Source organism: uncultured Campylobacter sp. (genome assembly GCF_938045225.1).
GTDB lineage: Bacteria > Campylobacterota > Campylobacteria > Campylobacterales > Campylobacteraceae > Campylobacter_A.
Map to the genome: position 1 here is coordinate 1 of NZ_CALINL010000257.1, position 26995 is coordinate 26995.

Genomic DNA, 26995 nt, shown 5'->3' on the forward strand with positions numbered 1-26995 from the left:
TGAAGTATTTTTTCGCTAGACAAGGCGGAATTTAAATTTTAAGCGTAGGCTAGACATATAGTCTGCCGAGCTTAAAATTTAAATTTCAACGCCGTATAGCGGAAAAAGACGAGCCGCCAAATTTAGAGAATCATCGCTCCGATAACGCCGCCGATTAGTAGCGGTATATTAAAGAATATAAACGTCGGCACGCACGTATCGTATATGTGATTGTGCTGGCCGTCGGCGTTTAGACCGCTCGTAGGCCCTAGCGTGCTATCGCTAGCGGGACTGCCCGCATCGCCCAGAGCTGCCGCGATACCTACTAGCAGGATGATAGCCGCCGGAGAAAAACCGAGCGATAGCGAAAACGGCACGTAGATCGCCGCGATGATCGGTATCGTGCCAAAGCTCGTGCCGATACCCATAGTAACGAGCAAGCCGATAGCTAGCATAAGTATCGCGCCGCCCATTTTGCCGCCGGCGACTGCGCTAGCAAAGCTCACCAGCTGCTCGATACCGCCGCTCTCGCGTAAAACCGAGCCAAAGCCCGCGGCAACGAGCATGATAAATGCGATAAAGCCCATCATCGCTAGGCCGCTGTCCATGATTTTGTCAATTTTTCGGTACTCGATACCGCCGAAAACCACCATAACTAGCAGCCCTAAAAGCGCGCCAAGCGGCATACTTTCGGTATAAATTTGCACTCCAAACGCCACTACCGCGCCGCCTAGCACCGCCCACTCTTTTTTAGTCATTTCTAGGCTTGCGGCCATCTGCGCCTCTTGCTCTTCGCTCGTTTCAAATTTGGTGTGAGCGTAGTCGCGTCTTTTGCGGTAAAAGACGAAAACCGCCAAAAAGAGTCCGACTAGCATCGAGGCTCCGCCTATCCACATCACGTCCGAGATCTGGCTCATCTGTACATTTACGCCGTTGTTTGCGAGTTCTTTTTTGATGATGCCGTGAAAAATAAGTCCAAAGCCCACGCTAAGGCTCACGTACGGCGCCTTTAGTCCAAAAGTTAGCGCGCACGCGACGGCTCGGCGGTCGATGCCTAGGCGGTTCATCAGCGGCAAAAGCGGCGGGATGAGAATCGGGATGAAAGCGATGTGAACCGGGATCAAATTTTGCGAGAGGCACGCGATTGCGGCGATTATCAGAGCAAAATAGGTTCTAGTTTTTGCTAACGCCTTGCTAACGGCGTTTATGAGGATCGCGGTTAGGTTTGTGTTGGCTATCGCGGCTGCGAGAGCGCCGAGCAGGATGTAGCTGAGCGAGGTTTCTAGGTTGCCCTTCATGCCGGTTATCAGCGTCGATGTGGTGGCCGTTAGCGCATCAAAAAACGCCCCTACGCCGGCAAATCCGCCGTGATAGATGAGACCCGCGACTAGGGCGGAGACGAGGATAGAAAGCAGGATGTTAAATCGCAGCAAACAAAGCGCAGTCATCACGAGGATACTGATCACGACGGGGTTGGTTAGCATTATTTTCCTTTTTATAAATAAAATTCGTAAATCAAATTTCGCCGCCGGTCAAATTTGACGACTAGCGGCGAACGGGCGTCAAATTTATCTAACGCGGATGCCTAGTCTCGGCTTGTTATTATAGTATTCGTCGTCTCGGTCGTTATATCCGTCATCGTATCCGTCATTATAACCTCTATTATAACCCCTATCTCCGTCATCGTATCCGTCATATCTGCCGATACCGTTTTGTCTCATGTATTGATCGGTGATTTCCCTGCGGTAATCTTTTCTTTTATAGTTTCTTCCGTATCCATCGTCGTAACGGCCGTCTAGCATCAAAATAACGTCGGAATTTGAAAGCATATCTTTGCAATATCCATCTTTGCAGCGTTTTTTATTATAAGCTTTTCCGTTTGGTACGATAATTAAAGATTCGTTTGAATATCTGTCGTAAGCGTCTGCAAAGTTTATAAAAAGAGCAACGATAAGACCTATTAAAGCAAACTTCTTCATGAAAAATCCTTTCTAGTTAATTTTTAATCATTTTATAATATAAAATTTAAAGTAAAGTAAATTTTTAGCGCAAATATAATACAATCTCTCGAAATTTTTTCAAGGAGTAAGTAATGATAAAATCGTTTTTTGGCGCGTCGAAGATTGCGGCTTTGGCTTTGCCTTTTCTTTTGACGGGTTGTATGTCGTCGATGAATATGGGCTCAAGCAGCGCCAAAACGACTGCTACGGGCTCTGCAGGCGGTTCAAATTCTCAAAACGCAAACGCTCAACTTCAAAAATGTTCTCAATCTTTAGGCACCATGGTGATTTACGAAGATAGAGATTCTGACTGGTATACCGTACTTACAAGAGATTATAGGCTTCCTTCCACCGTTCCGGTTCTTAGGCTTTTAGCGCAACAATCAAACTGCTTTGTCGTCGTCGAGCGTGGTAAGGCATTTAACCAAATGATGGAAGAGCGCGCCTTGATGCAGTCGGGCGAACTTAGAAAGACTTCAAATTTTAAAAAAGGTCAGATGGTTGCCGCAGACTACACTTTAACGCCTTCGATAACTTTTAGCGCAAGCGATACTAGCGGTATCGGTGGCGTAGTCGGCGCATTTTTTGGCGGCGTAGCCGGCGCGGTAGCCGGTGGATTTAGCACGAGTGATGCCAGTACGATGCTAACTCTCATCGAAAACCGCTCTGGCGTACAGTTAGCGGCAGCTGAGGGAAGCGCTAGAAACACGGACTTTGCAGGACTTGGAGGCTTATTTGGTAGTAAGGTAGGCGGAGGACTTGGGGCCTACGCCAACACGCCTGAGGGCAAAGTCATAGTAGCAGCCTTCACCGACTCGATGAATAACCTAATAGAAGCCGTCAGAAACTACAAAATGCAAACCGTAAAAGGCGGTTTGGGCGCGGGTGGCACGATGAAAGTAGCGGATTAATTTTATCTTCGTTAGGCTAGATTGACCAGAATCGCTCTAGCCTTTTATAAGCGCAAGGTAATCTCTCTACTTTGCGTTTAAATTTGAGCTTTCGGGTTCAAATTTACATATTTTTCTATGTCAAATTTGGGTTTCCTATTTAAAAAGACCTGCGTTAAATTTACTTTAAATTCTAGTTCGAAAAATTATAGCGGTGAGTAAAAATTACTCAAATTTGATCTAGACATAAACCAAAAACTCAAATTTACGCTCGCTAGCAAATATTAAATTTACTTCGCGTGTAGCTCTTTTGCGTATTTTGACTTTTCGAGATTTTCGATTAGCTTTTGCGTGCGCATATCTCTGGCCTCGGGCACTAGATGAAACCACGTATCGTGCAGAAATTTACGCGGGAAATAGCTATCTTTATAATCGCCGATCATCTCAAAGCCGTTATCTTCGATGAGCTTTTTTACTTCTTTTAGAAATTTTTGATTATCCGCAGCCTGCGGGTAGTTTAGGTCGTAGCAATCATCGCCCGCGACGGCAGGGTAGGTAAAGATAAATTTAATCCCTTTTTCGCGTTCAAGCTTTTTCATAAAATTTAAATTTTCTTTGAAAATATCGCTTATGCCGATTTTACCGCCTGAAAAATCGGTGAAAAATATGTATTTTTGGCACGCCATCTGCGTGTCTTTGGCTTCTTCTACTTTGCCGATGTATTTGTAGTCGCCGCGTTCGCCGTTTTTAAAATCCGGCGAAAAATCGTGCACGGCTTGAGGCTTTTTGTTGATAAAGTTATCGAAATTTATCTCAAACGCCGCTATTTCTTTATAGTCTCTTATCGCCGCGTTTATAAATGCTTGAAACGGGATTTGCGATATAGTTTTTAGCTTTTCAAAAAACGGCAAATAGTCGTAAAAATGGTGAATCTCAAAAAAAAGTCCGTAATAATAAGTATCGGGCGGAACATCGTTGATGTAGTACCTGTACTCCAAAGGCAGGATAAAAATATCTCCTTTATGCGCTAGCTTGGCCGCTCGGTAGAGTCTGTGGCGTAGCGGATAGCCGCCGTGATCGGCTAAATTTATAACCAGCTTGCCAAAGTGCTTTTCAAGCATCTGGGAGTTGATACCGTGATAGGAGTTTGAGCCGCTTTCGACGATGATACGGTTTTGTTCGGTCGTGTTTGAGATGAGGTAGTTTTTATACGCGTAGTGATGAGCCGACGAAACCCTGATGAGAAACATAGCAAACGCCATATAAAACGCGATCATAACTAGCGTCAAAATAGGAAGCGTCAAAAGAAAAATTTTATATTTTTTCAAATTTAATCCTAAAAGTTAAAATACAAGAACGGCGACTCCTGCGCACCGGAGTTAATCGCAAAAACCAAAGCAAGCAAAAATGCCGTAAACAGCGCGGTAAGAAAGCCAAATTTTGCTCTAGCGGCCATTTCGTTCGAGTTTCGCCCAAAAACCGTAACCAAAAGCGTAATACCCATAATAGCGCAAAACGTACCCATGGCTATTTGCGGCGTTTCCATAAAATTTATTTGATTGTATCCCAGAGAGTTACTTATGTACTCTAAGTAGTTAAAATTTATCTTAACCGAGCTAAAATCAAACATGCCTTTTAGCACTTTCATCGCGCTATCTAAGTCTCTGGCGCGGAAAAATATCCAAGTGATATTTATAAAATTAAACGTTATAAACCAAGCTAAAAATTTATTCATCGGGCGAAAATGCGCGCCGTAAAATCTGCAAATCATCATCGCAAACCCGTGTAGCGCGCCCCAGATGATAAACATCCAACCAGCCCCGTGCCAAAGTCCGCCTAGCAAAAATACCGCAAAAACGTTGGCGTAGGTACGGTATTCGCCTCTGCGGTTACCGCCTAGCGGGATGTAGATGTAGTCGCGTAAAAATCTCGAAAGCGTCATATGCCATCTGTGCCAAAAGTCTTGGATGTTTAGAGCTTTGTAAGGGGAGTTAAAATTTAACGGTAGAACAATGTTAAACATATATGAAATGCCGATCGCCATATCGGTGTAACCGCTAAAGTCAAAATATAGCTGAAAAGTGTAGCTAAGGCTCGTGATCCATGCCTCGCTCATGCTAAGAGTCGTATACACGTCAAAACCGTGAAGGGCAAACCTAGCGAAAAAATCTGCCACTACGACCTTTTTAAAAAGTCCGATCGAAAATAAAAAAAGTCCGATACTTAAATTTTTATAGTTTATGCGCTTTAAACGTAAATTTGCAAACTGCGGCATCATCTCGGCGTGGTGGATGATAGGACCAGCTAAAAGATGTGGAAAATATGTCACGAAAAGAGCGTAGCGAAGGAAGCTGGGCTCTTTTACTTTTTCGTGATAGCAGTCTACTAGAAACGCTATTTGCGTAAATGTAAAAAAGCTGATGCCAAGAGGTAAAATAACGTGGTGAAGCGGTACGTCGGCGCCAAAAATTCCGTTAAAATTTTCTATCAAAAAGTCGGTGTATTTGTAGTAGGCCAGTAGGGCTAAATTTGCCGCGACGCCCGCCCATAAAATAAGTTTTTTGCGGGAGGGGTGGGCGCAAAGTAGATGACCGACGTAGAAGTTAAACGTAATCGAACCTAAAATAAGCGGGATATAAATAAAATTCCAATATCCATAAAAAAATAGCGAAGCGACCGTGAGCCAAAAGATACTGAGTTGAACGAATTTGAGTTTATTTAAAACAAAATAAACTCCAAAGGTAATCGGTAAGAAAAAAACTATAAACGCAAATGAGTTAAAAAGCATTTTTACCCTTATTTTAAAAGAGTTTAAATATACTCAAATTTGATTTAAATTAAGCTTTTTAAAGCTAAATTCGATAAAATCGCCCAAATTCCACTAAAAGGATCAAATTTGAGAAGCGACATCATCAAAAAAGGCTATACGCGCGCGCCGCACAGAAGCTTGCTAAGAGCGACCGGGCTAAAGGACGAGGACTTTGAAAAACCCTTCATCGGCGTAGCAAACAGCTTCATCGAGATCATCCCGGGGCACTTTTTCCTCAACAAATACTCCGAAATTTTAAAAGACGAGATCCGCAAAAACGGCTGCGTGCCCTTTGAGTTTAACTGCATCGGCGTGGACGACGGCATAGCGATGGGACACAGCGGGATGCTTTATAGCCTGCCTAGCCGCGAGCTGATCGCAAACTCCATAGAAACGGTGATGAACGCGCACGCCTTAGACGCCCTCGTATGTATGCCAAACTGCGATAAAATCGTGCCCGGCATGGTGATGGGCGCGCTTCGCGTGAACGTGCCGACGGTTTTTGTTAGCGGCGGCCCGATGAAAAAGGGCTACACCAAAAGGGGCGAGCCTATCGACCTTGCGACTGCGTTTGAGGCGGTGGGTAAATTTGAAACCAAAGAGATCAGCGCCGAGGAGCTAAAAGAGATTGAGTGCGCCGCCTGTCCGAGCGGGGGCAGCTGCTCGGGGATGTTTACGGCAAACTCGATGAATACGCTGTGCGAAGCGATGGGTATCGCGCTAAAAGGCAACGGCACCGTGCCAGCTCTTACGCCTGAGCGTGAGGAGCTTATCCGCGAGGCGGGGCGACGAATTTGCCAAATCGCGCTCGATGAAAAATACAAAATCCGCAACATCGTGAACGAAAAATCGATCCAAAACGCCCTGGTAGTCGATATGGCGATGGGCGGCAGCAGCAACACCGTGCTGCATATCCTAGCTATCGCGCGCGAAGCGGGGGTAAATTTACAGATCGCAGGGCTCAACGAGATCAGCCGCAAGATCGCGCACATCGCCAAAATCAGCCCGAGTCTGCCAAACGTGCATATGGAGGACATCGACCGTGCGGGCGGCCTAAGCGCCGTGATAAATGAAATTTCGCGCCGCGATAACGGGCTGCTGGGGCTAGATGCGCTAACGATAAGCGGCGAAAGCCTAACCGAGCGCGTCGGAGCTAGCGTCATAAAAGACGAATCCGTCATCCGCAAGGTCGAAAATGCCTACTCGCAGGTCGGCGGGCTGGCGGTTTTGTTTGGAAATTTAGCCGAGCAGGGCTGCGTCATCAAGACCGCTGGCATCATCGGCGAGCGCAAATTTAGCGGCAAGGCGGTCTGCTTTAACAGCCAAGACGAGGCGATAGAGGGGATCTCAAGCGGCAAGGTAAACAAAGGCGACGTGGTCGTCATCCGCTACGAAGGGCCGCGCGGAGGCCCGGGCATGCAGGAGATGCTAAGCCCGACATCGCTCATCATGGGGCGTGGGCTGGGCGCGGACGTAGCTCTCATCACGGACGGCAGGTTTAGCGGCGCTACGAGAGGACTAAGCGTCGGGCACGTGAGCCCCGAAGCTGCCGAGGGCGGTATGATCGGACTGCTGCAAGACGGCGACATCATCGACATTGACGTGGATACATACGCGATCAACGTGCGCCTAAGTGAAGCCGAGATCGCTACGCGCAGGGCTAAATTTAAACCGCTTGAAAAACCGTTGCCGTATCGCTGGCTACGAATGTATCGCAAGCTGGTAACGAACGCAAGCAACGGAGCGATTTTGGAGGCGTAAAGCGCCTTAAATTTTAAATATGCCGCCGCAAATTTGAGCAAACTTGTGGCGGTTTTTGCTAAATTTTCGCGCCGTTTTTTGGTAAAAGCCTCAAATTTAACGTCGGCTAGGTATCTCTAATTCTTAGCGCCGCAATATATGAGTCGTCGTTATATAATTGGGGCAGATAATTGTTTACTTTTGAGGCTGTTTTTCATTAAGTTTGAGATTAAATTTGTGCAAATTTATGTCACTTGTCTGAGCTTAAGGTCCACTTAGTACTATTTTATTAATTAGCTTGTCATGATTAGTGGCCAAGTGCTGGATATGCAACAACTTAGGAAGTGACCAAGGTTTAAATGGGATTGCTGCTAAGTGGAAGCATTATTGATATCGATGTCGACAAGATAATCAATCTATGATTAAATGATAAATAAAATACTGTACGTAAGCACAAAGTCAGCAAAAATTAGTGATAAACGTGAGCGGCAAAATAGTTTTTGAGGACATAAATATTAATTTAAGATAAAAAGTATTACAATCAGAAATTAATGAATTCACGAGGTAAAAATATGAGCCAAAGCACAAGAAAAGTCGGATTTTATTCTATAGATTTTCAAAATAATGGCGCAATAGTAGCTTTTAATGAAAATCAATTTGAGCTTTTTCTAAATAATTTGATGTCGGTTGCAAATATAGGTAGAAAGATTTCTATAGACGACAATAAATTTTATTTTTTAGATAGCTGTAGTATATCTATAGAGAATGAAATAAAGTTTTTTAAGTGTGTGTTTAAATCTGCAAAGATACATCATAGACCAATGTTAATAAATGAAAGCGATTTAAATGAGAGGGATAATCCTAAAGAGTATACAGAGGGTGAATGCGAAAAAACGCATGTTATTTTCAAGGTTTCAAATAATAGTATAATAGCGGTTGTAGAAGAAAGAAGATTGGGTGTTTCTTTTTATAGAATGTTTAATTATTTACAAATTATGCTCGATAGACTGGCTTTGGAATATGACGGAACCATGAATTATAAAATAATTATGCAAGATAATTTTATGGACGAATTAAACAACTTGTTAAAAGTAAATAAAATTACTTTATACAAAAATATTGAATATAATGGTACTGAATTTTTCGACTTTACAGCTAATGATATTGAAAATTTAGACAAAGAAACAATAGAATTTAGAGCGAAACGTAGAAGAAGTATAAAGAGTTTAGTCCAAAGAATGTGTAATGGTATAATAGGGGTTAATCAAACCATAAGAAATATTAAAATAGATGGTTATGATGAAAATGGTAAGCGAGCATTAGATTTTTCTAATTTTAAAAAAACTGCTTCATTTAATACTGAAATAGACAGTGAAACAGGAGTTGTAAATAGTGAACATATTTTTTCTAGGTTACAAGATCAAATTATAGATATGTAGTTTTATGCCATGTATAGAGAATTTTTTATAGTAATAATAGAGTATTTTAAAAATTTAAAATCAGGCATAAGGGTTTATGAGGTTTATATTCCCTTATCCATATCACTCTTATTGCCTCTTTTTGGTAAAGATTGCAAGCTAGATAAATTTCTAAATTCGTCTATGACGCTTATATCTGTTTTGGTTGGATTTACGATAGCTGCAATCTCAATATTGCTAACTTCAAATTTAAAAAGTATAGAAAAAAGCAGAAAAACCAGTATAGATAAATTCGATTTTTTAAAAAGACCAATGACGTTATTTAAGTTGATACTATCAAATTTATTTTACTGTATTTTAATTGGTTTTTTTATTTTAATCTTTGGCGCAATATGTGTGGCTTTTAATATAGAGAATACAGTTGCTTTTATAATTGATTTATTTTTTACAATCCATATTTTACTTGTTATTATTAGAAATTTAGTCAACTTATTTTTAATTGCATATAAAGATTTATAAAAATAAAAATTAATTACAAATTTTTAATATCAAGGTTAGCATGCAATTCAAATTCACTTCGCCAGCTCAAAAATCTCTTTGATATTTTCCTTCGTGTAGAGCTTGTCTTTGCGCCAGTTTACCGCGTAGTCGTAGGCTAAATTTACGACTTCCTCTAGCGTTTCGCCCTCTATGCCGACGGATTTTAGACTAACCGGGGCTCCGATCTTGCTAAGCCACGTTTTAAATGCTGTGATGCCTTCATCGGCTGAGCTTGCGCCGAAAATCTCCCGCGCAAAACGCTCGAATGCGCTTAAATTTCGGCTCTTATACCACTTCATCCACGCAGGCATTATGACTGCTAGACCCGCTCCGTGCGCGCAGTTTACGACCGCGCTCATGGCGTGTTCTAGCATGTGGTTTGGGTAGGAGTAGCCGTGCGTGCCGACGTAGGTTAGACCGTTTAGCGCCATCGTCGCCGCCCAGGCAAACTCGGCTCTAGCATCGTAGTTGTCGGGACCAGCTAGTAAAATTTCAGTCGTTTTCATCACGGTTTTGATGTTGGCTTCGATGTAGAGGTTGATGATGCTAGGCTGTACGCTCGCGGTGAAGTATCCCTCGATGCTGTGCGCGATGATATCTGCGGCGGAGTAGACTAGATACTCGCGGCTAACGCTTGCTTGTAGTTGCGGGTTTACGACCGAGACTAGCGGATATAGGACGTCGCCGTGGATGGCGAATTTTTGTTTTGTAGCTTCGTTTGTCACGACTGCGCCCGAGTTCATCTCGCTGCCCGTCGCCGCAAGAGTTATGATGTCAAAGATTTTTAGCGCGCGGCTCGGATCCTTGCCCGTGAAAAAGTCCCACACGTCGCCCTCATATAGCGCGCCTGCGGCGATGGCTTTGGCGCTATCTAGACAGGAGCCCCCGCCTACGCTTAGTACGCTGTCGGCGTTAAATTTTCTAGCTAGCTCGATGCCTTCGTAAACTTTGCTTAGCACTGGGTTGCTAACTACGCCGCCAAGCTCTATAAACTCGATGCCGTTTTCTTTTAGGCTCGCTGCTACTGTGTCAAAGAGTCCGTCTTTTTTGATGCGGTCGCTACCGTAGATCAGTAGGGTTCTTTTAGCGTCAAATTCGCGCATATAAAGCCCGATATTTCGCTCTTTACCTCTGCCAAATTCGATTTTTACGGGGTTGTGAAAAGTGAAGTCAAACATCTCGTTCTCCTTAAAATTTTAGCCTCATTATAGCGACAAAAGCTAAAATTTAAGTAGAACGAGATTTACGGATCAGCGCTTATTCGCGCAAATTTCCAAAGTATTTGTCGTCGTTTTTCTCGACGTGCTTGATGTTAAAATGGACGAATTTATATCCGCCAAAAAGCGCCAAAACCCAAAGAAAAAGAAAAACTATCGCTTCTATCATTTTTATCCTTAATACGCGTGATGATCGCGCTCTATCTCGCTTGCGGTGATCTTTTTGCTATCCATCGCGCGCCAGACCGCGACGATATAGCCCAAAACTACGGGTACCAAAAAGCTTACGTAAAACATTACGTTTAGCGTGTAGTGGCTAGAGCTTGCGTTTTTGATAGTTAGCGAGCTTTGTAAATTTGAAAACGACGGATAAAACGCCGTATCTGCAAGGCCTGCTATCAAAAATAGCCCAGTAACCGTTAGCACTACGCCAACGCCGTAAGGCACTACGCCGTAGATACTGGTCGTAAACGCGCCCTTAAATATACCAAAAAGCACGAGTCCGACGCCTATAACTATCATCGCTGCAACAAGCGGCATCTGGAGTAAATTTAGAGCGTATTTAAAGCCAACTAAGCTCACTACGCCGCTCTCGTCGTAGGCAAAACCGGCTTTGGTAAATATCCAAGCGATGAAGATCAAAAAGAACGGCAAAAAGAAAATAGTATTTTTTAGCACCGCTTTTCTGGCGTTGGCTCTGATCTCGGCATCGTCGATGTTGTTGATGAGGTATAGCGCTCCGCCCACGCGAGCTAGGAAAAACATCGCGATGCCTAGCGGATAGAGCATGATGTTGCCCAGCGCTTCAAGACCGCGAAACGGCGTGCGCCACTGTACGAAGTTGTGCTCGTTTAGTAAAAAGTCGCTACCCGAAAAAAACGTGCTAACCGCCATACCGATTAAAATAACGCCTAAAGAGCCGTTTATGAAAAGAAAAATTTCATAGGTTTTTTGACCTAGGAAGTTATCCGGTTTTTTGCGGTACTCGTAGCTCACGGCTTGGAGGATAAAGCAAAACAAAATCGCCAGCCACACCCAGTACGCCCCGCCGAAGCTTGTCGCGTAAAACAGCGGAAACGCCGCAAAGCACGCGCCGCCAAACATTACGAGCGTAGTAAAAGTAAGCTCCCATTTGCGTCCGATAGAATTTATCACCATGTCCTTTTGCAGCTCGTTTTTGCAAAGCCCGAAAAGCAGCGTCTGCCCGCCCTGAACGAACATCATAAACACTAGCAAACCGCCTAGCAAGCTAACTACGCACCACCAGTAAATTTGTAAAAATTCTAAACTAAGCATGGTTTTCAAATCCTATTTTTATCTGTTTTAGCATGATTTTTATCTCGGCTATCAAAAGCGCCGTAAATAAAACGGCAAATAGCCAGAACGAAATTTTGACGTTGGTGTCGGCTAAATTCGTCGCCCCCACGCCAACCGTCATCAGGTCTTGCACGACCCACGGCTGACGACCGACTTCGGCTACTATCCAGCCCGCCTCGATGGCTACGTAGCCAAGCGGTATCGTAAATACGCAGATCCAAAGCAACTTTTTGAAATTTTCGATATTGTTCGCCATGCAAAGATAAAGCACGACGAAAAATAGCGCTAAAAAGTAAGTGCCAAGCGCAACCATCACGTGGAAGCTATAAAACGTTAGGCCAACGGGCGGCACGGCGTCGGCAGGTTTTTCAAGATAGCCGTAGCCTAGAAATTTCATATTTTGAGCTAGAGTTTGTTCGGCTTGCTCCATCGCGGCTTTATCGCCTGATTTTTTAGCGGCGTTATAGGTTGTTAGCGCGCTAACGGCTAACGAGCCTTTGGCCATCTTGCTTGCGACGCCTTCTATGCTGTGAGTTTCATTGCCGTGCACTAGGTCGTCGATGCCGGGCGTAAAGTTGTTAAACCCTCTCGTGGCCATAACTCCGAGCGCGTAAGGAAATTTTATCTCGAGTAAGAACGGATCTTTGTCGTCGCCTACTTTTTTAGACGGATCTAGCACGCCCATCGCGACTAGGCCGGCGTTTGTTTCGCCCTTATAAAGGCCTTCCATGGCGGCTAGTTTCATCGGCTGAGTGCGCGCGACCTGATATGCGCTCTCGTCGCCGCTAAACATCAAAAACAGCGACGTAACGAGGCCAAAACTTCCCGCTACGATGATGGATTTTTTAGCCATGATCAGGTGGCGTCCTTTTAGGATAAACCACGCTGAAATTCCTATCACGAAAAGCGCGCTAGCGACGTAGCCGCTAGTTACGGTGTGTAAAAATTTGATTATGCCGACGGGGCTAAGCGCTACCTCGAAGAAATTTTCCATTTCCATTCTAGCCGTCGCGGGGTTAAATTTCATACCCACCGGATACTGCATCCAACCGTTTGCGATGAGGATCCAAAGCGCGCTTAAATTTGAACCGATAGCCACAAGCCAGGTCGAGATGAGGTGGAATTTCTTGCTAACCTTATCCCAGCCAAAAAACATAACGGCAAAAAACGTCGCCTCCATAAAAAACGCGAGCAAGCCCTCGATAGCTAGCGGCGCGCCGAAGATGTCACCGACAAACCAGCTGTAGTTCGCCCAGTTGGTGCCGAACTCAAATTCCATTATGATACCGGTAGCTACGCCGATAGCGAAGTTTATACCGAAGAGTTTGAGCCAAAATTTGGTGATTTTTAGCCACTGCTCGCTGCCGGTTTTGACGTAGATGCTCTCCATAATGGCGATGATAAAACTAAGTCCCAGCGTGAGCGGAACAAACAAAAAGTGGTAAATCGCGGTGAGCGCAAACTGCGCGCGCGACCAATCGACCGAAGCGATTTCAGACATTTTATTCCTTTGTCAAATTTGAGATTACAAAGTCGGCCTTAGCCTCGTCGCTCTCAAATTTTGAATTTAAACTTTCATCAAAGATAAATACTTTTAAAATTCCGAACATTATAAGTAGCTTGATAGCTATCACGAGCCACAGGCTCTTTCCGAGCTTCATGTTCCTAAAACCGTCGACATACAAAGACGAGATGTTTTTAATATATTTTTTAATCATAACTTAACATATTACAGAAATTTAACTTAAAATATCATTTTAAAGTTTTGATTTTATAAAATTATTTATGCTCTCAAGCGTTTATAAATTTTAAATAAGGTATAATCTCGCTAAAAATTTAAAAGGCGCGATATGCAAAAAAATCCAAACGAAACAAAGTATATTTTCATAACGGGCGGCGTGCTAAGCTCGCTGGGTAAGGGCATCGCGGCGGCTTCTATCGCCACGCTTCTTAAAAACACGGGCTTAAAAGTAAGCATTCTAAAGGCAGATCCCTACATCAACGTAGATCCCGGCACCATGAGTCCGCTCGAGCACGGCGAGGTTTTCGTCACCGACGACGGCGCGGAGACTGATCTGGATCTCGGACACTATGAGAGATTTTTAGACGAGAGCCTAAGCCAGGATAATAACTTCACCACCGGCCGCGTTTATAGCTCCGTCATCGAAAAAGAGCGCAGAGGCGACTATCTGGGCAAAACTATCCAAGTCATCCCGCACATCGTGGGCGAGATCGTCGATCGCATCAAAAAGGCGGGAGAGGGTCGCGACATACTGATCGTTGAAATCGGCGGCACGGTAGGCGATATCGAGGGTTTGCCGTTTTTGGAGGCTATCCGCGCCCTTCGCATCGAGGTCGGCCGCAAACGCGCGATGAATATCCACCTAACGCTCGTGCCGTTTATAAAAGTCGCTGGCGAGCTAAAAACCAAGCCTACCCAGCACAGCGTCGGCGAGCTGCGCCGTATCGGCATTAGCCCCGATATGATCATCTGTCGCGCCGAGCAGCCGCTAAACCGCGAGCTAAAGGATAAAATAGCCGCCAGCTGCGGCGTAGAGCGCAACTGCGTCATCGAGAGTATCGACTCGGCCAGCATATATCAGGTGCCGCTCGCGTTTTATAACCAAGATATTTTGACTCCGATCGCCGAAATTTTAAATTTGGGCGAATTAAAGCTTGATATGCGCAACTGGGACAGCCTAGTTAAGCGTATCATCGCGCCGACGAAAGAGACCACGATAGCATTTGTGGGCAAATACGTCGATCTCAAAGAGAGCTACAAGAGTCTGACCGAGAGTATCATCCACGCAGGCGCGAGCCTTGACGCGAGGGTAAATTTAAAGTGGATAGATAGCGAGAAGATCGAGCCATCAAACGTCGAGGAGTTACTAAAAGACGTGGGCGGCGTGTTAGTTGCTGGAGGCTTTGGCGAGCGCGGCGTGAGCGGCAAGATCGAGGCGATAAAATACGCCCGCGAAAACAGCGTGCCGTATCTTGGCATCTGCCTAGGCATGCAGCTAGCGCTCATCGAGTTTGCCCGCAACGTGCTAAAGCTCGAGGACGCAAATTCGGTCGAATTTAAGCCCGAGTGCGTAAATCCTATCATCTATCTCATCGATAGTTTCATCGACGCGCACGGTCAAACGCAGATCCGCACGCACCAAAGCCCGGTCGGCGGCACGATGAGGCTTGGCGCGTATACTTGCGACGTGAAGCCCGGCTCGCTGCTAAGCCAAATCTACGGCGGCGCCAAATGCGTCAAAGAACGCCATCGCCACCGCTACGAGGCAAATCCGAAATACAGAGCCGAATTTGAAGCAAACGGCCTGATAGTTAGCGGCGAGAGCGACGGGCTGATTGAGGCAGTCGAGCTTAGCTCGCCTGCAGCGGGCGCTAAAAACTCGCATCCGTGGTTCGTCGGCGTGCAGTTTCATCCGGAATTTACCAGCCGCTTAACAAACCCAAATCCCGTAGTTTTGGGCTTTATCAAAGCTAGCTTAGGAAACCCGAAATAATCAAATTTAGAGCCGATCGGCTCTAAATTTTCTTTTCCGCGACAAATTTATCTAGGATTACTTTTACGAATTTTTCGGTAGAGTTTTTGCCGTAGCTAAAATAAAGGCTAGGCTCGATAAGCTCGACTTCGTTGATTAAAATTTTATCTTTTGCGCCGATTAGATCTATCCTTGCGTAGACGGGATTAAAGGCAAGCCTAGCTAAAACGTCTCGCGCGACGTTTAGAAAGGCTGCAGTCGGCTCTACCGAGCTAATCTTAACGCCGAAATTCGAGTTTGCCCTATAATCCTCGCTAGCAGGCGAGCGGCGTACGGCGTGAGAAAAAACGCCGCCTAAAAATATCAAGCAAATTTCGCCGCTAACGGCGATCTCTTCGATAAAAGGCTGAAGCAAAGCTCCGTTTTTATATTCGCTTAAATTTGATATTTCGTCGATTTTAGCTACGCCGTTGCCGCTCTGTCCGACGAGCGGTTTTATCACGCCGCCCGGGCAAATTCGCCTTAGCTCTTCTATATTTTCATCACCGTTTAAAAGCGTGCTAGGGATCGCGGGAAGTCCTAAAGCTTCAAGTTCTAAGAGGTATTTTTTCGATAAATTCCAGCGCACGATCTCGGCGCCGTTTATTATCTTCGCTCCGCTTTTTTCAAGCTCGCTCAAAAACGATAAAAATTTAGCCGCGTCTAGGCTGTAATCCCAAGCCGCAAGCGGCAAAATCAAAGAATCTTCGTCTAGCGAACCGACATCTAAATTTTGCCACGGCACTATCTCGCACTGTGCGCCGCCGTCGCTGAAAGCGTGGCTTAAATTTCGCAAGTCCTCGTTGCCCTTTGCGTAAGCAAGGCAACTTAAAATAAAAATCCTCACGCGCTACTCTACTCCAAACGCTGACTTTGCGACTACGGCTGGTACGCCGGCATCGTCGTAAAAAATATCCACGTTTACTTTATAAAGCTCTTGTATTAGCTCTTTAGTTATGGTTTTTTTAGCTTCGCCCTTGGCTTTTATCTTGCCGTCGCTTAGTAGCAACACCTCGTCGCTAAACTGCGACGCTAGCGATAAATCGTGCAGTATCATAACGGTAGTTATACCGTGCTCGCGCGTAAATTTCCTAACGCAGTCCAAAAGCACGCATTGATGGTGCATATCAAGAGCCGAAACAGGCTCGTCCAAAAGTAAAATTTTAGGCTTTTTGATAAGCACGGAGGCAAACATCACAATCTGGCGCTGACCGCCTGAGAGCTGCATCACGTCGCGACCGGCTAGATGTAAAATCCCTAGTTTTTTCATTATCTCTACGGCCGAGTTTATTTGCTCGTCTTTTAGATAAAGCCCGAGACTATCCATAAGCCCTAGCAAAACGACCTCAAGAGCCGTTAAACTCGCGTCTACGTAGCTATCTTGGGGCATGTAGCCGATTTTCTTTTTCCACGAGAAATGGTTTTTGAAATTTAACCTCTCTTCGCCGAATTTAATCTCGCCCTCATAGCCCATCTCGCCGAAAATCGCGCTTATGAGCGTAGTTTTGCCTGCGCCGTTAGGCCCTAGTACGGAGTAAACTTTGCCTTCTTCAAAGCTAGCGTTTACGGCATCTGCCGTGCAAAGCGAGCCGCGGTATATCGTTAAATTCTTAAGCTCTAGCATACGTTTTTCCTTGAGAGGATGATCCAGAAGAAAAACGGCACGCCCACAAACGCCGTGATGATGCCGACCGGAAAGAGTCCGCCCGGATTTATAACCTTAGAAAGTACCGAAGCTATCGACAAAAACGCTGCGCCGACGAAGATAGTAGTAGGCAGGAAAAATCTCTGATCCTCGCCGACTAAATTTCTAGCGATATGCGGAGCGACCAGACCGATAAAGCCTATAACGCCGACGAAGCTAATTACCGTAGCCGTCATAACCGAAACTATAAGCAAAATTTTAATCCTAAGGGCGGATAAATTTACGCCCATGCTTTTGGCTCGCTCTTCGCCCAGTTTCAAAGCCGTTAGCGCCCAAGTATTTAGCATCAGTAGCGAGATGCATACGACCGTTACGACCGTAGCGACTGCCAGCGTACTCCATTTAGCCTTTTGGAGGCTACCGAACAGCCAAAATAAAATCGCCTGCGAAATCTCGGGCGCAGACAAAAACTGCACCAAAGAGAGCATGGACTGAAACAAAAACAAAAGCGCGATACCGACTAAAACTAAAGTAGCCGACCCAAATCGCCTCATCATCGAAAACAAAAACAGTATAGACGCCGCTAACATCGTCATGATAAACGCACCGATAGGCACGGCGTAAATTTGAGGCAGCCCAAACGAACCAAACGCCATCACCAGCGATGCGCCAAATCCCGCCGCCGCGGCAAGCCCCAGCGTGTAGGGGCTTGCCATCGGGTTGTTTAAAAGCGTCTGTATCTCTGCGCCGCCCGCTCCCAAAGCCGCGCCTACGACTAAAGCCATAAGCGCTACGGGAAGCCTGATATCGTAAACGATGTGGTATAAAAATTTATCCTGCTCGCCGCCTAAAATCGGCTGTAAAAGCGTATCTACGACTTCTCTTGGCGAGAGCATCGCAGGCCCGGTACCGATATCAAACACCATCGAGACAAGACCCACGGCTATAAAGCTCAAGATGATGATTAAGCGTTTAAATTCGCGCTTTCTATGAGCTTTTACGACCTCTTCGGAGCTTATTTTATTCATTTTTCGTCCGCTTGGATGGCTATAGTTCCGACGGGAACGACAGGCAAGTACTTTTTATGAAAATCAACGTAAGTCTTTATCGGATCTACGTCTTTAAATAACTGCGGATACAAAGCTTTTGCGATATATTGCACCATCGCCATATCCGCAAGCGTTCTTGACGCGCCCATATATAGGCCGTATAGGCGGTTATTTTTGATAGCCGGAAGCTCTGACCAACCGACGCGTTTTTTAAATCCGTCCAGTCTTTTTAGCGCCTCGGCTTTATCTATGTTTATGCCCATCACCATCGCAGTCGGTTCTTTTTTTAGTTCGGTTTCGCGGCCTGTTATCATTATAACGTCGGGTTTTGCGGCTATGACTTGCTCGGCGTTGATGGGCGCCCACTGCTCGACTAGATCGGCTGCGATATTATCTCCGCCGGCTAAATCTATCAGCGAACCCCACATATCTTTACCGTAGGTTATCCCCGTGTCTTCAGGACCGCCGCGGCCGAATTCTATGTAAATTTTAGGTTTAGGCAAATTTGCTTTTGCGATTCGGTCGCCCACTTCTTTTACGGTGTCTTCGTATAGTTTAGAGATCTCGTCCGCTCTTTTTTCCTCGCCTAAAATTTCGCCTAAAATTTTAGTGCTTTTTATGTGAAGCTCAACCTTCTCGCGGTTATAATCAAGCACGACTATCGGGATATTTAGATCGGTTAGGGGCTTTAAATCAGGTTCTAGCACGTTATACTGCCAAGATGCGAGTATTAGCAAATCGGGTTTTAGAGAGATAACTTTTTCTACCGAGAACGTACCAACCTCTACCTCGCCGAAGTCCGCAAGCTTATTTAGCTGCGGTAGAGCTTTGCTATATAGATCCCAACTAGCAGGCGTCCAGTCTGTCCAAACCTCTTTTGAAAAACCCACGACTTTATCTAAAGCCTTAGTGCCGCCGACGGCTAAAAAGTCGGTGTAGTAAAAACCTAAGGCTATGCGTTTAACGGGCAAATTTACCTTTACCTCGCGACCCAAGACGTCTTTTATGATCTTAGTTTCGGCCGCCGCTTGGGTTGCTGAAAATACCGCAAAAAGCACCAACAGCGCTTTTAAAAAAGTTCTTTTCATATCGTTCCTTTTTGTTGAAATGAGAACGCAATAATACAAAAATGCATCTTAACCTAGGTTTAAATATAGTAATTAATATCATTTCAAATATAATTTCGACTCGTTTAAAATTATAAGAAATTAAATTTCAAAAAGCTATAATTTGCGCATTAGAAAATAAAAAAGAAGGAAAAAGATGAAATTTAAACCAAAATTTAGCCTTTTTCGCGGCGTGGCGTGGGTAAATTTAACCCCAGAGACGAGCGGAAATTTAGGCAAAAACGGTGGCAAGGCGGCGATTGAGCGCGAGGCTTACGCAAAAGCCCGTCAAAACAATGTTAAATAAGGAAAAAATAAAGGAATTACTGAATCAAAGATTTGAAAATGACATTCACAAAAAACTTTCAGAAATTCCTACGCCTGATGCGTTAAAGGATGTATTTAAGGGTGCCGAGCGCATAAAACGCGCGATCGAGCGAAACGAAAAGATAGTCGTTGTTGGCGACTACGACGTGGACGGCGTGATCGCCAGCGTCATAATGGCCGAGTTTTTCGATGATTTGGGTGTTAGCGAGTATTTCGTGCGTATCCCAAATCGCTTTAGCGACGGATATGGGCTAAATCCGCAAATCGTCGAGGAGATCGCAGACGCAGGCCTCATCGTGACCGTAGATAACGGCATCTCGGCAAACGACGCGGCTCAAATTTGCAAGCAAAAGGGCATCGATCTCATCATCACCGATCACCACATGCCCCCAGACGTCCTGCCCGAGGCCTACGCGATCATCAACCCAAAGCAAAAGGATTGCCCTTTCCCAAACGTCGAAATTTGCGGCGCTCAGGTTGCGTGGTATCTAGTGGGCGCGCTAAAAGACGTGTGCCGCATCAACTACGATATGGGTAAATTTCTAGACCTCCTCGCTATCGCGATAATAGCCGATATGATGGAGCTTCGCGACTTAAACCGCATCCTGGTTAAGCTTGGCGTAAACCGTCTAAACAGCTCGCGCAGGCCTGCGTTTACCGCGATAAAGCAGCTATACGGCAAGGATAAATTTGAGTGCGACGACATCAGCTTTCTCATCGCGCCGCTTATCAACTCATCGGGCCGCATGGACGATGCGAGCGTATCTTTTGAGTTTTTGCGCGCCAAAAACTTAGACCGCGCCTGCGAATGCCTCGACACCATCGTAAGCTTTAACAACTCTCGCAAGGAGGAGGAGCGCACGCTTTTTGAGTGCTCGTTAAAGGACGTGCGCGAGGACGAACACATCATCGTGACTTGGGGCAGGGGCTGGCACGAGGGCGTCATCGGTATCGTCGCATCGCGTCTAGCAAAGCAGTTTAAAAAGCCCGCCATCGTCTTTAGCATTGACGAAAACCGCGCCAAAGGTAGCGCTAGAAGCGTGGGCAAGCTAGACATCCTCTCGCTCATCGCTAGCCACGAAAATTTGCTCGTGGGCTACGGCGGGCACAAGGGAGCTGCCGGCATCGTGATAGATCCGGCGAATTTAGAAGCGTTTAAGGCGGCGATAAATAGCTCGTGCATGCTGATGGACCTGCATGAATTTAGCGCGTTTGACGAGCCTTTGGGTGAGATAGAGGCGGGCGAAGTGGACTTCGAGCTACTTGAAATTTTGGAGCATTTCGAGCCCTACGGACAGAAAAATCCGCGCCCGCTCTTTGAGATCAAATCTGCCGTCGTCAAAAACAAAAAACTAATCGGCAGGGAGCAAAATCACCTAAAGCTCATCCTGCAAAAAGACGGCAAATGCCTCGAGGCGCTGTTTTTTAACTTCACTCGCGAGCCGCATGCGGGCGAGAGTATTGACCTCGTTTTTTCGGTATCGAAAAACTCGTTTCGAGGACTCGTTACGCCGCAGCTGCTGGTAAAAGAGATATCGTGAATTCGGCTAGTTTTGCTTGGATTAAATTTAGAGATTTTTCGGCAGGAATTTTATGGCTAAATCTAAACAAATAAAAGATAAATCTAGCAAAAAGAAAACTATTTTTAGCCAGTCAGTAATCGAAAAGATTTTATTTTATACGTTTATCGCTATCGTCGCCGTTATCTTATATATCATTAGCACGTTTATTCATAAAGAGAAAAAGATAGTCTGCGAAGAACAGCCGCCCGAAGTCATGCTAGCAGCACTCAGAGAAGGTACGCCAGACTCGATAAGAGAGGCAATGAAAAAGGTAAACTGTAGAGAAGTAGAAGTATACAAGCATTCTCGCCATAAACGATTTTTTTCAAGAAGAATGCGCTAAATAAATTTAATTTAATATTAGCATTTAAATTTGCGCTTAAATTCGGCAAAGTCATGCGATAAATTTTCAAATCGCACCGCAAAACGGCAATTTCTCGCGGATAAAACACGAAATTTTAAAATCTATGAGTCAATTTTAGAGTCTTGTGAAAATTTATTTTTGATATGTGCCGTCTTATTTAAGATGCGACTCGGTTCTAGTTTTATATCGAATTTAAAAGCAAAATGCCGCAATTTAAACACGCAATCGTCGTCACGGGCAGTATCGGCAGCGGCAAGAGCGCGGTTTGCGAGATACTCGCGAGCCGCATGCCGGCGAGAGCATAGACCTCGTTTTTTCGGTATCGAAAAACTCGTTTCGCGGACTGGTTACGCCGCAGCTGCTAGTAAAAGAGATTTTGTAAATTTAACCTCGGTTTCGTTAAGCTCAAATTTGATGAAACCGAGATTACTTAAATTTATAATTCTAATCCGTTAAAGTTACTTTTCTACACACTTGACGCAAGCGACCGAAATATCAGGGTTTGAGCTAAGTTTCACACAAAATAATTAACATTACATAAATATTCGTTCTTTATTTAAGTTTATTTTTGCTTCAATTTCAATATTAAATATTAATTTTGCAGGAGCGAAAATGAAAATTTCTTACGTTTTGGCGCTGGCCATGGCGTCAAATTTGATGCTTAGCGCCGAGGAGGCGATAAGCCTGAGTCCCGTTACCGTCTCGTCAAAAATGCAAAAATCAGCCCTCGACGAGCCAACTAATGCGCAAATAGTCGGCAAGGGCGCGATACTGGAAAACAGCGACATCGCCAAATCGCTTTCAAATTTGAACGGCTTTACGATGGAGCGTAAGGGCGGAGGCGGCAGCGAGGTTTATTATCGTTCACAGACGGCGGCTAGGCTGCCGGTGCTGATCGACGGTAGCACGCTAAACGGCGGCTGCGGCATGCGAATGGATACGCCCATCACCTACATCTCGGCGCAAAACTACAGCTCGGTTCGCATCGTAAAAGGTCCGCAAGACGTCAGATATGGTGCGCTCATTAGCGGCGGTATATTTTTCGATAGAGAGATAGCAAGGCTATCAAAACCGAGCTTTGGAGGAAACGTAAGCGTGCTGGGCGGTAGTTTCAAGCGATTTGAGACTACTGCGGACGTAGCGGCGGGTAACGAGCTGGGTAGCCTAGAGGTCTCGGGCGGACACTATGAAAGCGGCGATTATAAAAGCGGCGGCGGGCAGAAAATGCATACGCACTATAAACGCAATAGCGTCTCACTCGTGGGCACACTAACGCCCACGGAAACTACTGCCTTACAGCTAAGCGCGGATCTGGGCGAGGGCGAAGCGGCGTATGCGGACAGGATGAGGGACGGCGTGCAGTTTGACCGTAAATCTTTCGGGCTCAAATTTGAACAAGACGTCGGCGAGCACAAGATCAGGCTAAGTTCGTACTATCATCAGATCGACCATATAATGGACAACTTCACCATGCGTCCGGTGGTGCCGGGCACGGGACGCGGCAAGGGATACAGCATCAGCCACCCGATACGCGATATGTACGGCTTTAAACTAGAAGGCGAGCTAAATTTCGACAATCTAACAAGCTATCTTGGCGCTGGGTACTCTGAGGATGTATTTAAGTGGAGAGGCGCTGGAACGGGCGGAGCCGGCGTAACAAAGGCCCAAATGGACGCAGCCGTATCAAAGCCGCACGTAAAAGAGCGCAAGGTAACGTATAAAACGATCTACACTCAAAACGAATACGTCCTTGAAAACAACTACGGGCTTTTTGGCGGACTTAGGCTCGATGCGGGCGAGAGAAAACTGTTAAAAACGCATAAGAGCAGGAAAGAAAATTTAATCTCCGGTTTTTTCAGATATGAAAAATATCTACAAAATTTAACTCTCTACGCAGGTCTAGGGCATGCACAAAGACTGCCCGATCACTGGGAAACAAACAAGGACGCGAACTTAGAACTACGTAAAGAAAGAAATACTCAGCTGGATTTTGGCGCCGTGCTAAAAGATCAAAACTACGAACTAAACGCAAATTTCTTCGTCTCAAAGATGGATGATTATATCATGCTAAAATATAATCCTATGGGCATGTCCTCAGATGCGTTTAATACCGACGCCCTGCTATACGGCGGCGAGATAGAGGGCACTACGCTGCTAGACGATATGTTTAGGCTAGGGGCGGGAGTATCCTACGTATACGGCAAGGTGACTAAAAACGCGGGCGGCCTAAAAGACGGCGATGCACTGCCTAAGGTTTCACCTCTAGCGTTTAAGCTAAGCGCCGGCTTAGAAAAGCCCGACTGGTTCGTCAAAGCCGACTTCTACGCTAACGCGTCGCAAAACCGCGCGCAAAAAGGCTACGGCGACGTGGGTGGCATGGACCTGGGTAAGAGCGATAGCTTTTGGACGCTGGGGCTAAGCGCGGGCTACAAATACAAAAATTATCAATTCTTGCTAGCGGCGGAAAACCTAAACGACGCCAAATACGCCTATCATAACTCAAAAGGCGGCTACGGCGGCGGTATCGCAGGCTACGAGACTATCCCGAACGGCACGAGGCTTTATGAGCCGGGCAGAAGCTTTTGGGCGAAATTTAAAGTGCATTTTTAGGGCGTAGCTCGGTTAAATTCGGCGCGGTTTTGGCTTTATGCTTTGTTTTAAACCGCTCCGAATTTATACTAACGTCAAATTTGCCGCGCCAGGCTTTTATGGCTCTTGTCGGTTTTTGGGTTTGTAAATTTGAGTACGTTTTTGTTGTTTGGCGTTTAAATTTGAAGTCAAATTTAAACGAGGCAAGCTTGCCGCGCGATACTTATCGCAAAATAGTCTAAAATTGACGGCTACAAACGACGACGCGGATGTAAATTTGAAAAAGAGAGAACAGCAGACATATTTGGAAAAGCGGGAAATTTGGAAAGAAATTTCGGGGAAAGTCCCCCGAAATTTAAGCTCTTTTATTCTCCAAGCGATTTAAAACCGGTTTTAAAAACTCGTCAAATTCATCTTGCGTTAGTACTCTTTTACCTAGTTTTTCCTTGCACTCTTTACCGAGCTCGCAAAGCACCTCGCGGTTTGCGATGCTTTGAGCCTTGCCGTGTCTTGCTAGCACCGTATTTAGCTCGTGTTCCTCTGAGAAATTAACCAACTCGCGATCTGTTGCCATTTTAGCTCCTTGTTAAGAATTTGTGCGGTGATTATACAGTTTTAGGTTTAACGTATGACTAAATTTGCGTGATAAACGAGTTTGCGTAGTTAAATTTAAAGGCGGCGCTCGTAAAGTAACGGCGTCAAATTTGATGGTCCGCGCTACTCTATCCCGCCCAAAAGCGGTACGAATAAGCACTCGTCAAGCGCTTTTTGCGTTATCTCGCCGCGAGCGTCCTTTGTAAATTTGACGATAAATTGTTTGCCGTCTTTTTTGATAGGGGCTACTAAAATACCGCCGTTTTTTAACTGATTAAAAAGCGTCTGTGGTACCTGCTGTGCAGCCGCTGAAAGCAAGATCCTGTCGTATGGCGCGTAGCTTTTCCAGCCGACGTTTCCGTCGTCAAATCGCACGTGGACGTTGTGGATTTTAAGCGCCTCAAAGCGTTTTTTGGCTTCGTTTGCGAGCTTTTCGATGCGCTCGACGCTAAAAACCCTGTGCGCCAAATGCGATAAAATCGCCGCCTGATAGCCGCTACCGCAGCCGATCTCTAGGGCGTTGTCGATATCTTCGGCTTCGAGCGCTAGCGTCATTTTGGCTACCGTTAGAGGCGAGCTGATCCATTGATTGCCGCCGATGGGCTGGGCGTCTAGGCTGTATGCGTGGCGAGTGACGGGCGCAAAGATCTCGCGCGGAGTGTCGCAAAGAGCCTTGTAAAGCGAGGGCGTCAGAGTGAGTATATCGCCGATTTCATCGGCCATGTTTGTGCATTTTGATTTTTCAAGAGCGGTCATAAAATCCCCAAATTTCGTTTGGTTTCAAGGATCAAATTTGCATCAAATTTAGCCTCTTGCGCAAATTCTCCGCCTGGCAAAAATACGCCCGAAAACTCTAAATCAAGCGAACTTGCGGCCACGACGTAGCAGCTATTAGCAAGCGCTAGAGCTTTGCAAAGCGTAAGATATGCGTCCTCGCGCGCCTTGCCCCACATGGCGGGTACTAGGATGACGTCGCAGCCCTTTAGCTGCTGCCAAAGATGGGCAAATCTAAGCTCAAAGCAAATGAGAACGCCGATTTTTAGCCCTTTAAAATCAAAAGGCTTTATCGCCGACTCGTCTCCCGCAGCAAAAATTTCGTGCTCTAAATTCGGGCGAAAAAGCTTTGATTTGTTTTGCGTGTAAAAGACGTTTTGGCTGTTTAGCAGGATAAATTCGTTGTAAATTTCGTTTCTTTGCGCCTGCGTGATTGAAATTTGTGCGAGTCCTTTGGCGCGGTTTAGGCTTGTTAGGTGCGTGAGCCCGAGAAATTTATCAGGGCTTAGCGCTTCTTGCAGAGCTTCAAAAAGTATAGCGTCAAAGCTGCCGATAGAGCCGCCTAGCATCGCGCGGTTTGCGCCGCTAAAAAATCCATCGAAATCATACCCGCTCACGCACAGCTCGCTAGCTAGGATAACCGAATTTTCGGGCGCGGCGGCGATTTTTTCTAGCAGTTCGTCTTGTCTTTGCCGGCAGGTCGGCGCAGTTAGGACGATAGGGCATAAATTTGGACTAAAAGTCGTCAAAGCTGATGCTTCCCTTGCTATAGTTTGTCACTTTTGCCTCAAAGAAATTTGACTTTTGGTCGTTAAATTTAGCAAAATCATCGACCCATTTGATCGGATGAGGAACGTTGTAGCGGCGCTTTAGACCGATGGCGACTAGGCGCTGATCGATGAGGTAGCGGATGTACTGTTCGATGATGTCGTCGGTAAAGCCCATGATCTGGTTTTGCGTGATATATTTGCCCCATTTGATCTCAAGCTCGCCCGCGCGCTCGAACATATCGTAAATTTTTGCCTCGGTTTGGGGCGTTAAAAGATCGGGGCGCTCGGTGCGGACGCTGTTTATCATGTTTTGAAATAGCAGCAGATGCGTGATCTCGTCGCGCTGGATAAAGCGGATCATCTGCGCGCTGCCTAGCATCTTGCCCGCACGCGCCAGAGCGTAGATCGCCGTAAAACCGCTGTAAAAATAAATACCCTCTAAAATTTGATTTGCCACCATGGCTAGCAGTAGCTTTTCGTCCGTTACTTCGCCTGCTAGCTCCTCGTAAACGCTTGAGATGTAGTCGTTTTTCTCGCGCAAAACCTCGTCGTGCTTTTCCATCTCGTAGATCAGGTCGGTGTTGTCGCAGATGGCCTCGACCATGACGGCGTAGGACTTGGAGTGGTTGGCCTCCTCGTAGGCTTGGCGCGCCAGGCAGGCGTTGATCTCGGGCGCGGTGATGTATGGGTTGATGTTGTCGGCTAGGTTGTTCGTCTGGAAGCTATCCATCGAGATGAGCTGGCTCCAAACCAGATCGTACATGCGCTTTTC

General features: G+C 45.8%; 26 protein-coding genes. 9 read left to right on the plus strand and 17 right to left on the minus strand.

Going from position 1 to position 26995, the window contains the following annotated elements:
• Positions 1 to 122: 122 nt before the first annotated feature.
• Both Q0200_RS09245 and Q0200_RS09250 read right to left on the minus strand, forming a co-directional pair.
• The gene (locus tag Q0200_RS09245) at positions 123 to 1463 is read right to left on the minus strand and encodes an SLC13 family permease (protein WP_297940593.1); all 1341 of its coding nucleotides are present in this window, start codon (positions 1461 to 1463) and stop codon (positions 123 to 125) included.
• Positions 1464 to 1547: 84 nt separating this feature from the next.
• Positions 1548 to 1958: a hypothetical protein gene (locus tag Q0200_RS09250; protein ID WP_297940595.1), complete on the minus strand. Its 411-nt coding sequence runs from the start codon at positions 1956 to 1958 to the stop codon at positions 1548 to 1550.
• Between the two features lie 113 nt (positions 1959 to 2071).
• On the opposite strand from Q0200_RS09250, the gene Q0200_RS09255 reads away from it, so the two are divergent.
• The gene (locus Q0200_RS09255; protein WP_297940597.1) at positions 2072 to 2890 is read left to right on the plus strand and encodes a CsgG/HfaB family protein; all 819 of its coding nucleotides are present in this window, start codon (positions 2072 to 2074) and stop codon (positions 2888 to 2890) included.
• A gap of 269 nt (positions 2891 to 3159) precedes the next feature.
• Here Q0200_RS09255 and Q0200_RS09260 read toward each other — a convergent pair whose 3' ends face one another.
• Positions 3160 to 4197, minus strand: coding sequence for a hypothetical protein (locus Q0200_RS09260; protein ID WP_297940599.1), 1038 nt, complete (start codon positions 4195 to 4197; stop codon positions 3160 to 3162).
• A gap of 8 nt (positions 4198 to 4205) precedes the next feature.
• Positions 4206 to 5657 (minus strand): MBOAT family O-acyltransferase, encoded by a 1452-nt coding sequence (locus tag Q0200_RS09265; RefSeq protein WP_297940601.1) that lies wholly within the window; start codon positions 5655 to 5657, stop codon positions 4206 to 4208.
• A 108-nt stretch (positions 5658 to 5765) separates the two neighbouring features.
• Here Q0200_RS09265 and ilvD point away from each other — a divergent pair, with 108 nt between their 5' ends.
• The 3 genes from ilvD to Q0200_RS09280 all read left to right on the plus strand — a co-directional run bounded on the left by ilvD (position 5766) and on the right by Q0200_RS09280 (position 9355).
• The gene (gene ilvD, locus Q0200_RS09270; protein ID WP_297940603.1) at positions 5766 to 7439 is read left to right on the plus strand and encodes a dihydroxy-acid dehydratase; all 1674 of its coding nucleotides are present in this window, start codon (positions 5766 to 5768) and stop codon (positions 7437 to 7439) included.
• Positions 7440 to 7990: 551 nt separating this feature from the next.
• Positions 7991 to 8857, plus strand: a complete 867-nt coding sequence (locus tag Q0200_RS09275) for a hypothetical protein (protein ID WP_297940605.1) — start codon at positions 7991 to 7993, stop codon at positions 8855 to 8857.
• A 9-nt stretch (positions 8858 to 8866) separates the two neighbouring features.
• A complete protein-coding gene (locus Q0200_RS09280) occupies positions 8867 to 9355 on the plus strand; it encodes a hypothetical protein (RefSeq protein WP_297940606.1) in 489 nt (162 codons plus the stop codon).
• Between the two features lie 53 nt (positions 9356 to 9408).
• Here Q0200_RS09280 and Q0200_RS09285 read toward each other — a convergent pair whose 3' ends face one another.
• The 5 genes from Q0200_RS09285 to Q0200_RS09305 form a co-directional block, all read right to left on the minus strand.
• On the minus strand, positions 9409 to 10554 hold the full coding sequence (locus Q0200_RS09285) for an iron-containing alcohol dehydrogenase (protein ID WP_297940608.1): 1146 nt from the start codon (positions 10552 to 10554) through the stop codon (positions 9409 to 9411).
• Positions 10555 to 10633: 79 nt separating this feature from the next.
• Complete coding sequence (locus Q0200_RS09290) at positions 10634 to 10762, minus strand: hypothetical protein (protein WP_002943393.1); 129 nt, start codon at positions 10760 to 10762, stop codon at positions 10634 to 10636.
• An 8-nt stretch (positions 10763 to 10770) separates the two neighbouring features.
• Positions 10771 to 11898, minus strand: coding sequence for a cytochrome d ubiquinol oxidase subunit II (locus tag Q0200_RS09295; RefSeq protein WP_297940610.1), 1128 nt, complete (start codon positions 11896 to 11898; stop codon positions 10771 to 10773).
• Positions 11882 to 13411 (minus strand): cytochrome ubiquinol oxidase subunit I, encoded by a 1530-nt coding sequence (locus Q0200_RS09300; RefSeq protein ID WP_297940612.1) that lies wholly within the window; start codon positions 13409 to 13411, stop codon positions 11882 to 11884. Before Q0200_RS09300 ends, Q0200_RS09295 begins: the two co-directional genes overlap by 17 nt.
• Position 13412: 1 nt before the next feature.
• Complete coding sequence (locus tag Q0200_RS09305; RefSeq protein ID WP_297940613.1) at positions 13413 to 13628, minus strand: DUF4492 domain-containing protein; 216 nt, start codon at positions 13626 to 13628, stop codon at positions 13413 to 13415.
• Between the two features lie 132 nt (positions 13629 to 13760).
• On the opposite strand from Q0200_RS09305, the gene Q0200_RS09310 reads away from it, so the two are divergent.
• Entirely contained in the window at positions 13761 to 15425 is a 1665-nt protein-coding gene (locus Q0200_RS09310) for a CTP synthase (RefSeq protein WP_297940615.1), read from the plus strand.
• Positions 15426 to 15447: 22 nt separating this feature from the next.
• Here Q0200_RS09310 and Q0200_RS09315 read toward each other — a convergent pair whose 3' ends face one another.
• The 4 genes from Q0200_RS09315 to Q0200_RS09330 are packed head-to-tail and all read right to left on the minus strand — an operon-like array spanning position 15448 to position 19225.
• On the minus strand, positions 15448 to 16290 hold the full coding sequence (locus tag Q0200_RS09315; protein WP_297940617.1) for a hypothetical protein: 843 nt from the start codon (positions 16288 to 16290) through the stop codon (positions 15448 to 15450).
• Positions 16291 to 16293: 3 nt separating this feature from the next.
• Complete coding sequence (locus tag Q0200_RS09320; RefSeq protein ID WP_297940619.1) at positions 16294 to 17067, minus strand: ABC transporter ATP-binding protein; 774 nt, start codon at positions 17065 to 17067, stop codon at positions 16294 to 16296.
• Entirely contained in the window at positions 17061 to 18116 is a 1056-nt protein-coding gene (locus Q0200_RS09325) for an iron ABC transporter permease (RefSeq protein ID WP_009494779.1), read from the minus strand. The genes Q0200_RS09320 and Q0200_RS09325 overlap by 7 nt, the downstream gene beginning before the upstream one ends.
• Positions 18113 to 19225 (minus strand): ABC transporter substrate-binding protein, encoded by a 1113-nt coding sequence (locus Q0200_RS09330; protein WP_297940622.1) that lies wholly within the window; start codon positions 19223 to 19225, stop codon positions 18113 to 18115. Before Q0200_RS09330 ends, Q0200_RS09325 begins: the two co-directional genes overlap by 4 nt.
• A 175-nt stretch (positions 19226 to 19400) precedes the next feature.
• Here Q0200_RS09330 and Q0200_RS09335 point away from each other — a divergent pair, with 175 nt between their 5' ends.
• The 4 genes from Q0200_RS09335 (at position 19401) to Q0200_RS09350 (ending at position 24106) form a co-directional block, all read left to right on the plus strand.
• Positions 19401 to 19550, plus strand: coding sequence for a hypothetical protein (locus Q0200_RS09335; protein ID WP_297940624.1), 150 nt, complete (start codon positions 19401 to 19403; stop codon positions 19548 to 19550).
• Entirely contained in the window at positions 19540 to 21111 is a 1572-nt protein-coding gene (gene recJ, locus Q0200_RS09340; protein WP_297940632.1) for a single-stranded-DNA-specific exonuclease RecJ, read from the plus strand. Before Q0200_RS09335 ends, recJ begins: the two co-directional genes overlap by 11 nt.
• 52 nt (positions 21112 to 21163) lie before the next feature.
• Positions 21164 to 21475, plus strand: coding sequence for a hypothetical protein (locus Q0200_RS09345; RefSeq protein ID WP_297940626.1), 312 nt, complete (start codon positions 21164 to 21166; stop codon positions 21473 to 21475).
• A gap of 633 nt (positions 21476 to 22108) precedes the next feature.
• Positions 22109 to 24106, plus strand: coding sequence for a TonB-dependent receptor (locus tag Q0200_RS09350; RefSeq protein ID WP_297940629.1), 1998 nt, complete (start codon positions 22109 to 22111; stop codon positions 24104 to 24106).
• Between the two features lie 334 nt (positions 24107 to 24440).
• Here Q0200_RS09350 and Q0200_RS09355 read toward each other — a convergent pair whose 3' ends face one another.
• The 4 genes from Q0200_RS09355 to Q0200_RS09370 all read right to left on the minus strand — a co-directional run.
• On the minus strand, positions 24441 to 24659 hold the full coding sequence (locus Q0200_RS09355; RefSeq protein ID WP_002950945.1) for a hypothetical protein: 219 nt from the start codon (positions 24657 to 24659) through the stop codon (positions 24441 to 24443).
• 143 nt (positions 24660 to 24802) lie between these two features.
• Entirely contained in the window at positions 24803 to 25435 is a 633-nt protein-coding gene (locus tag Q0200_RS09360) for a protein-L-isoaspartate(D-aspartate) O-methyltransferase (RefSeq protein ID WP_122867115.1), read from the minus strand.
• Positions 25432 to 26202 carry a carbon-nitrogen hydrolase family protein gene (locus Q0200_RS09365; RefSeq protein ID WP_297940630.1) on the minus strand — a complete coding sequence of 257 codons (771 nt, stop codon included), beginning with the start codon at positions 26200 to 26202 and terminating at the stop codon, positions 25432 to 25434. Before Q0200_RS09365 ends, Q0200_RS09360 begins: the two co-directional genes overlap by 4 nt.
• Positions 26189 to 26995 (minus strand): ribonucleotide-diphosphate reductase subunit beta (locus tag Q0200_RS09370; protein ID WP_297940631.1); only part of this gene is annotated, 807 nt, incomplete at its 5' end. The genes Q0200_RS09370 and Q0200_RS09365, both read right to left, overlap by 14 nt.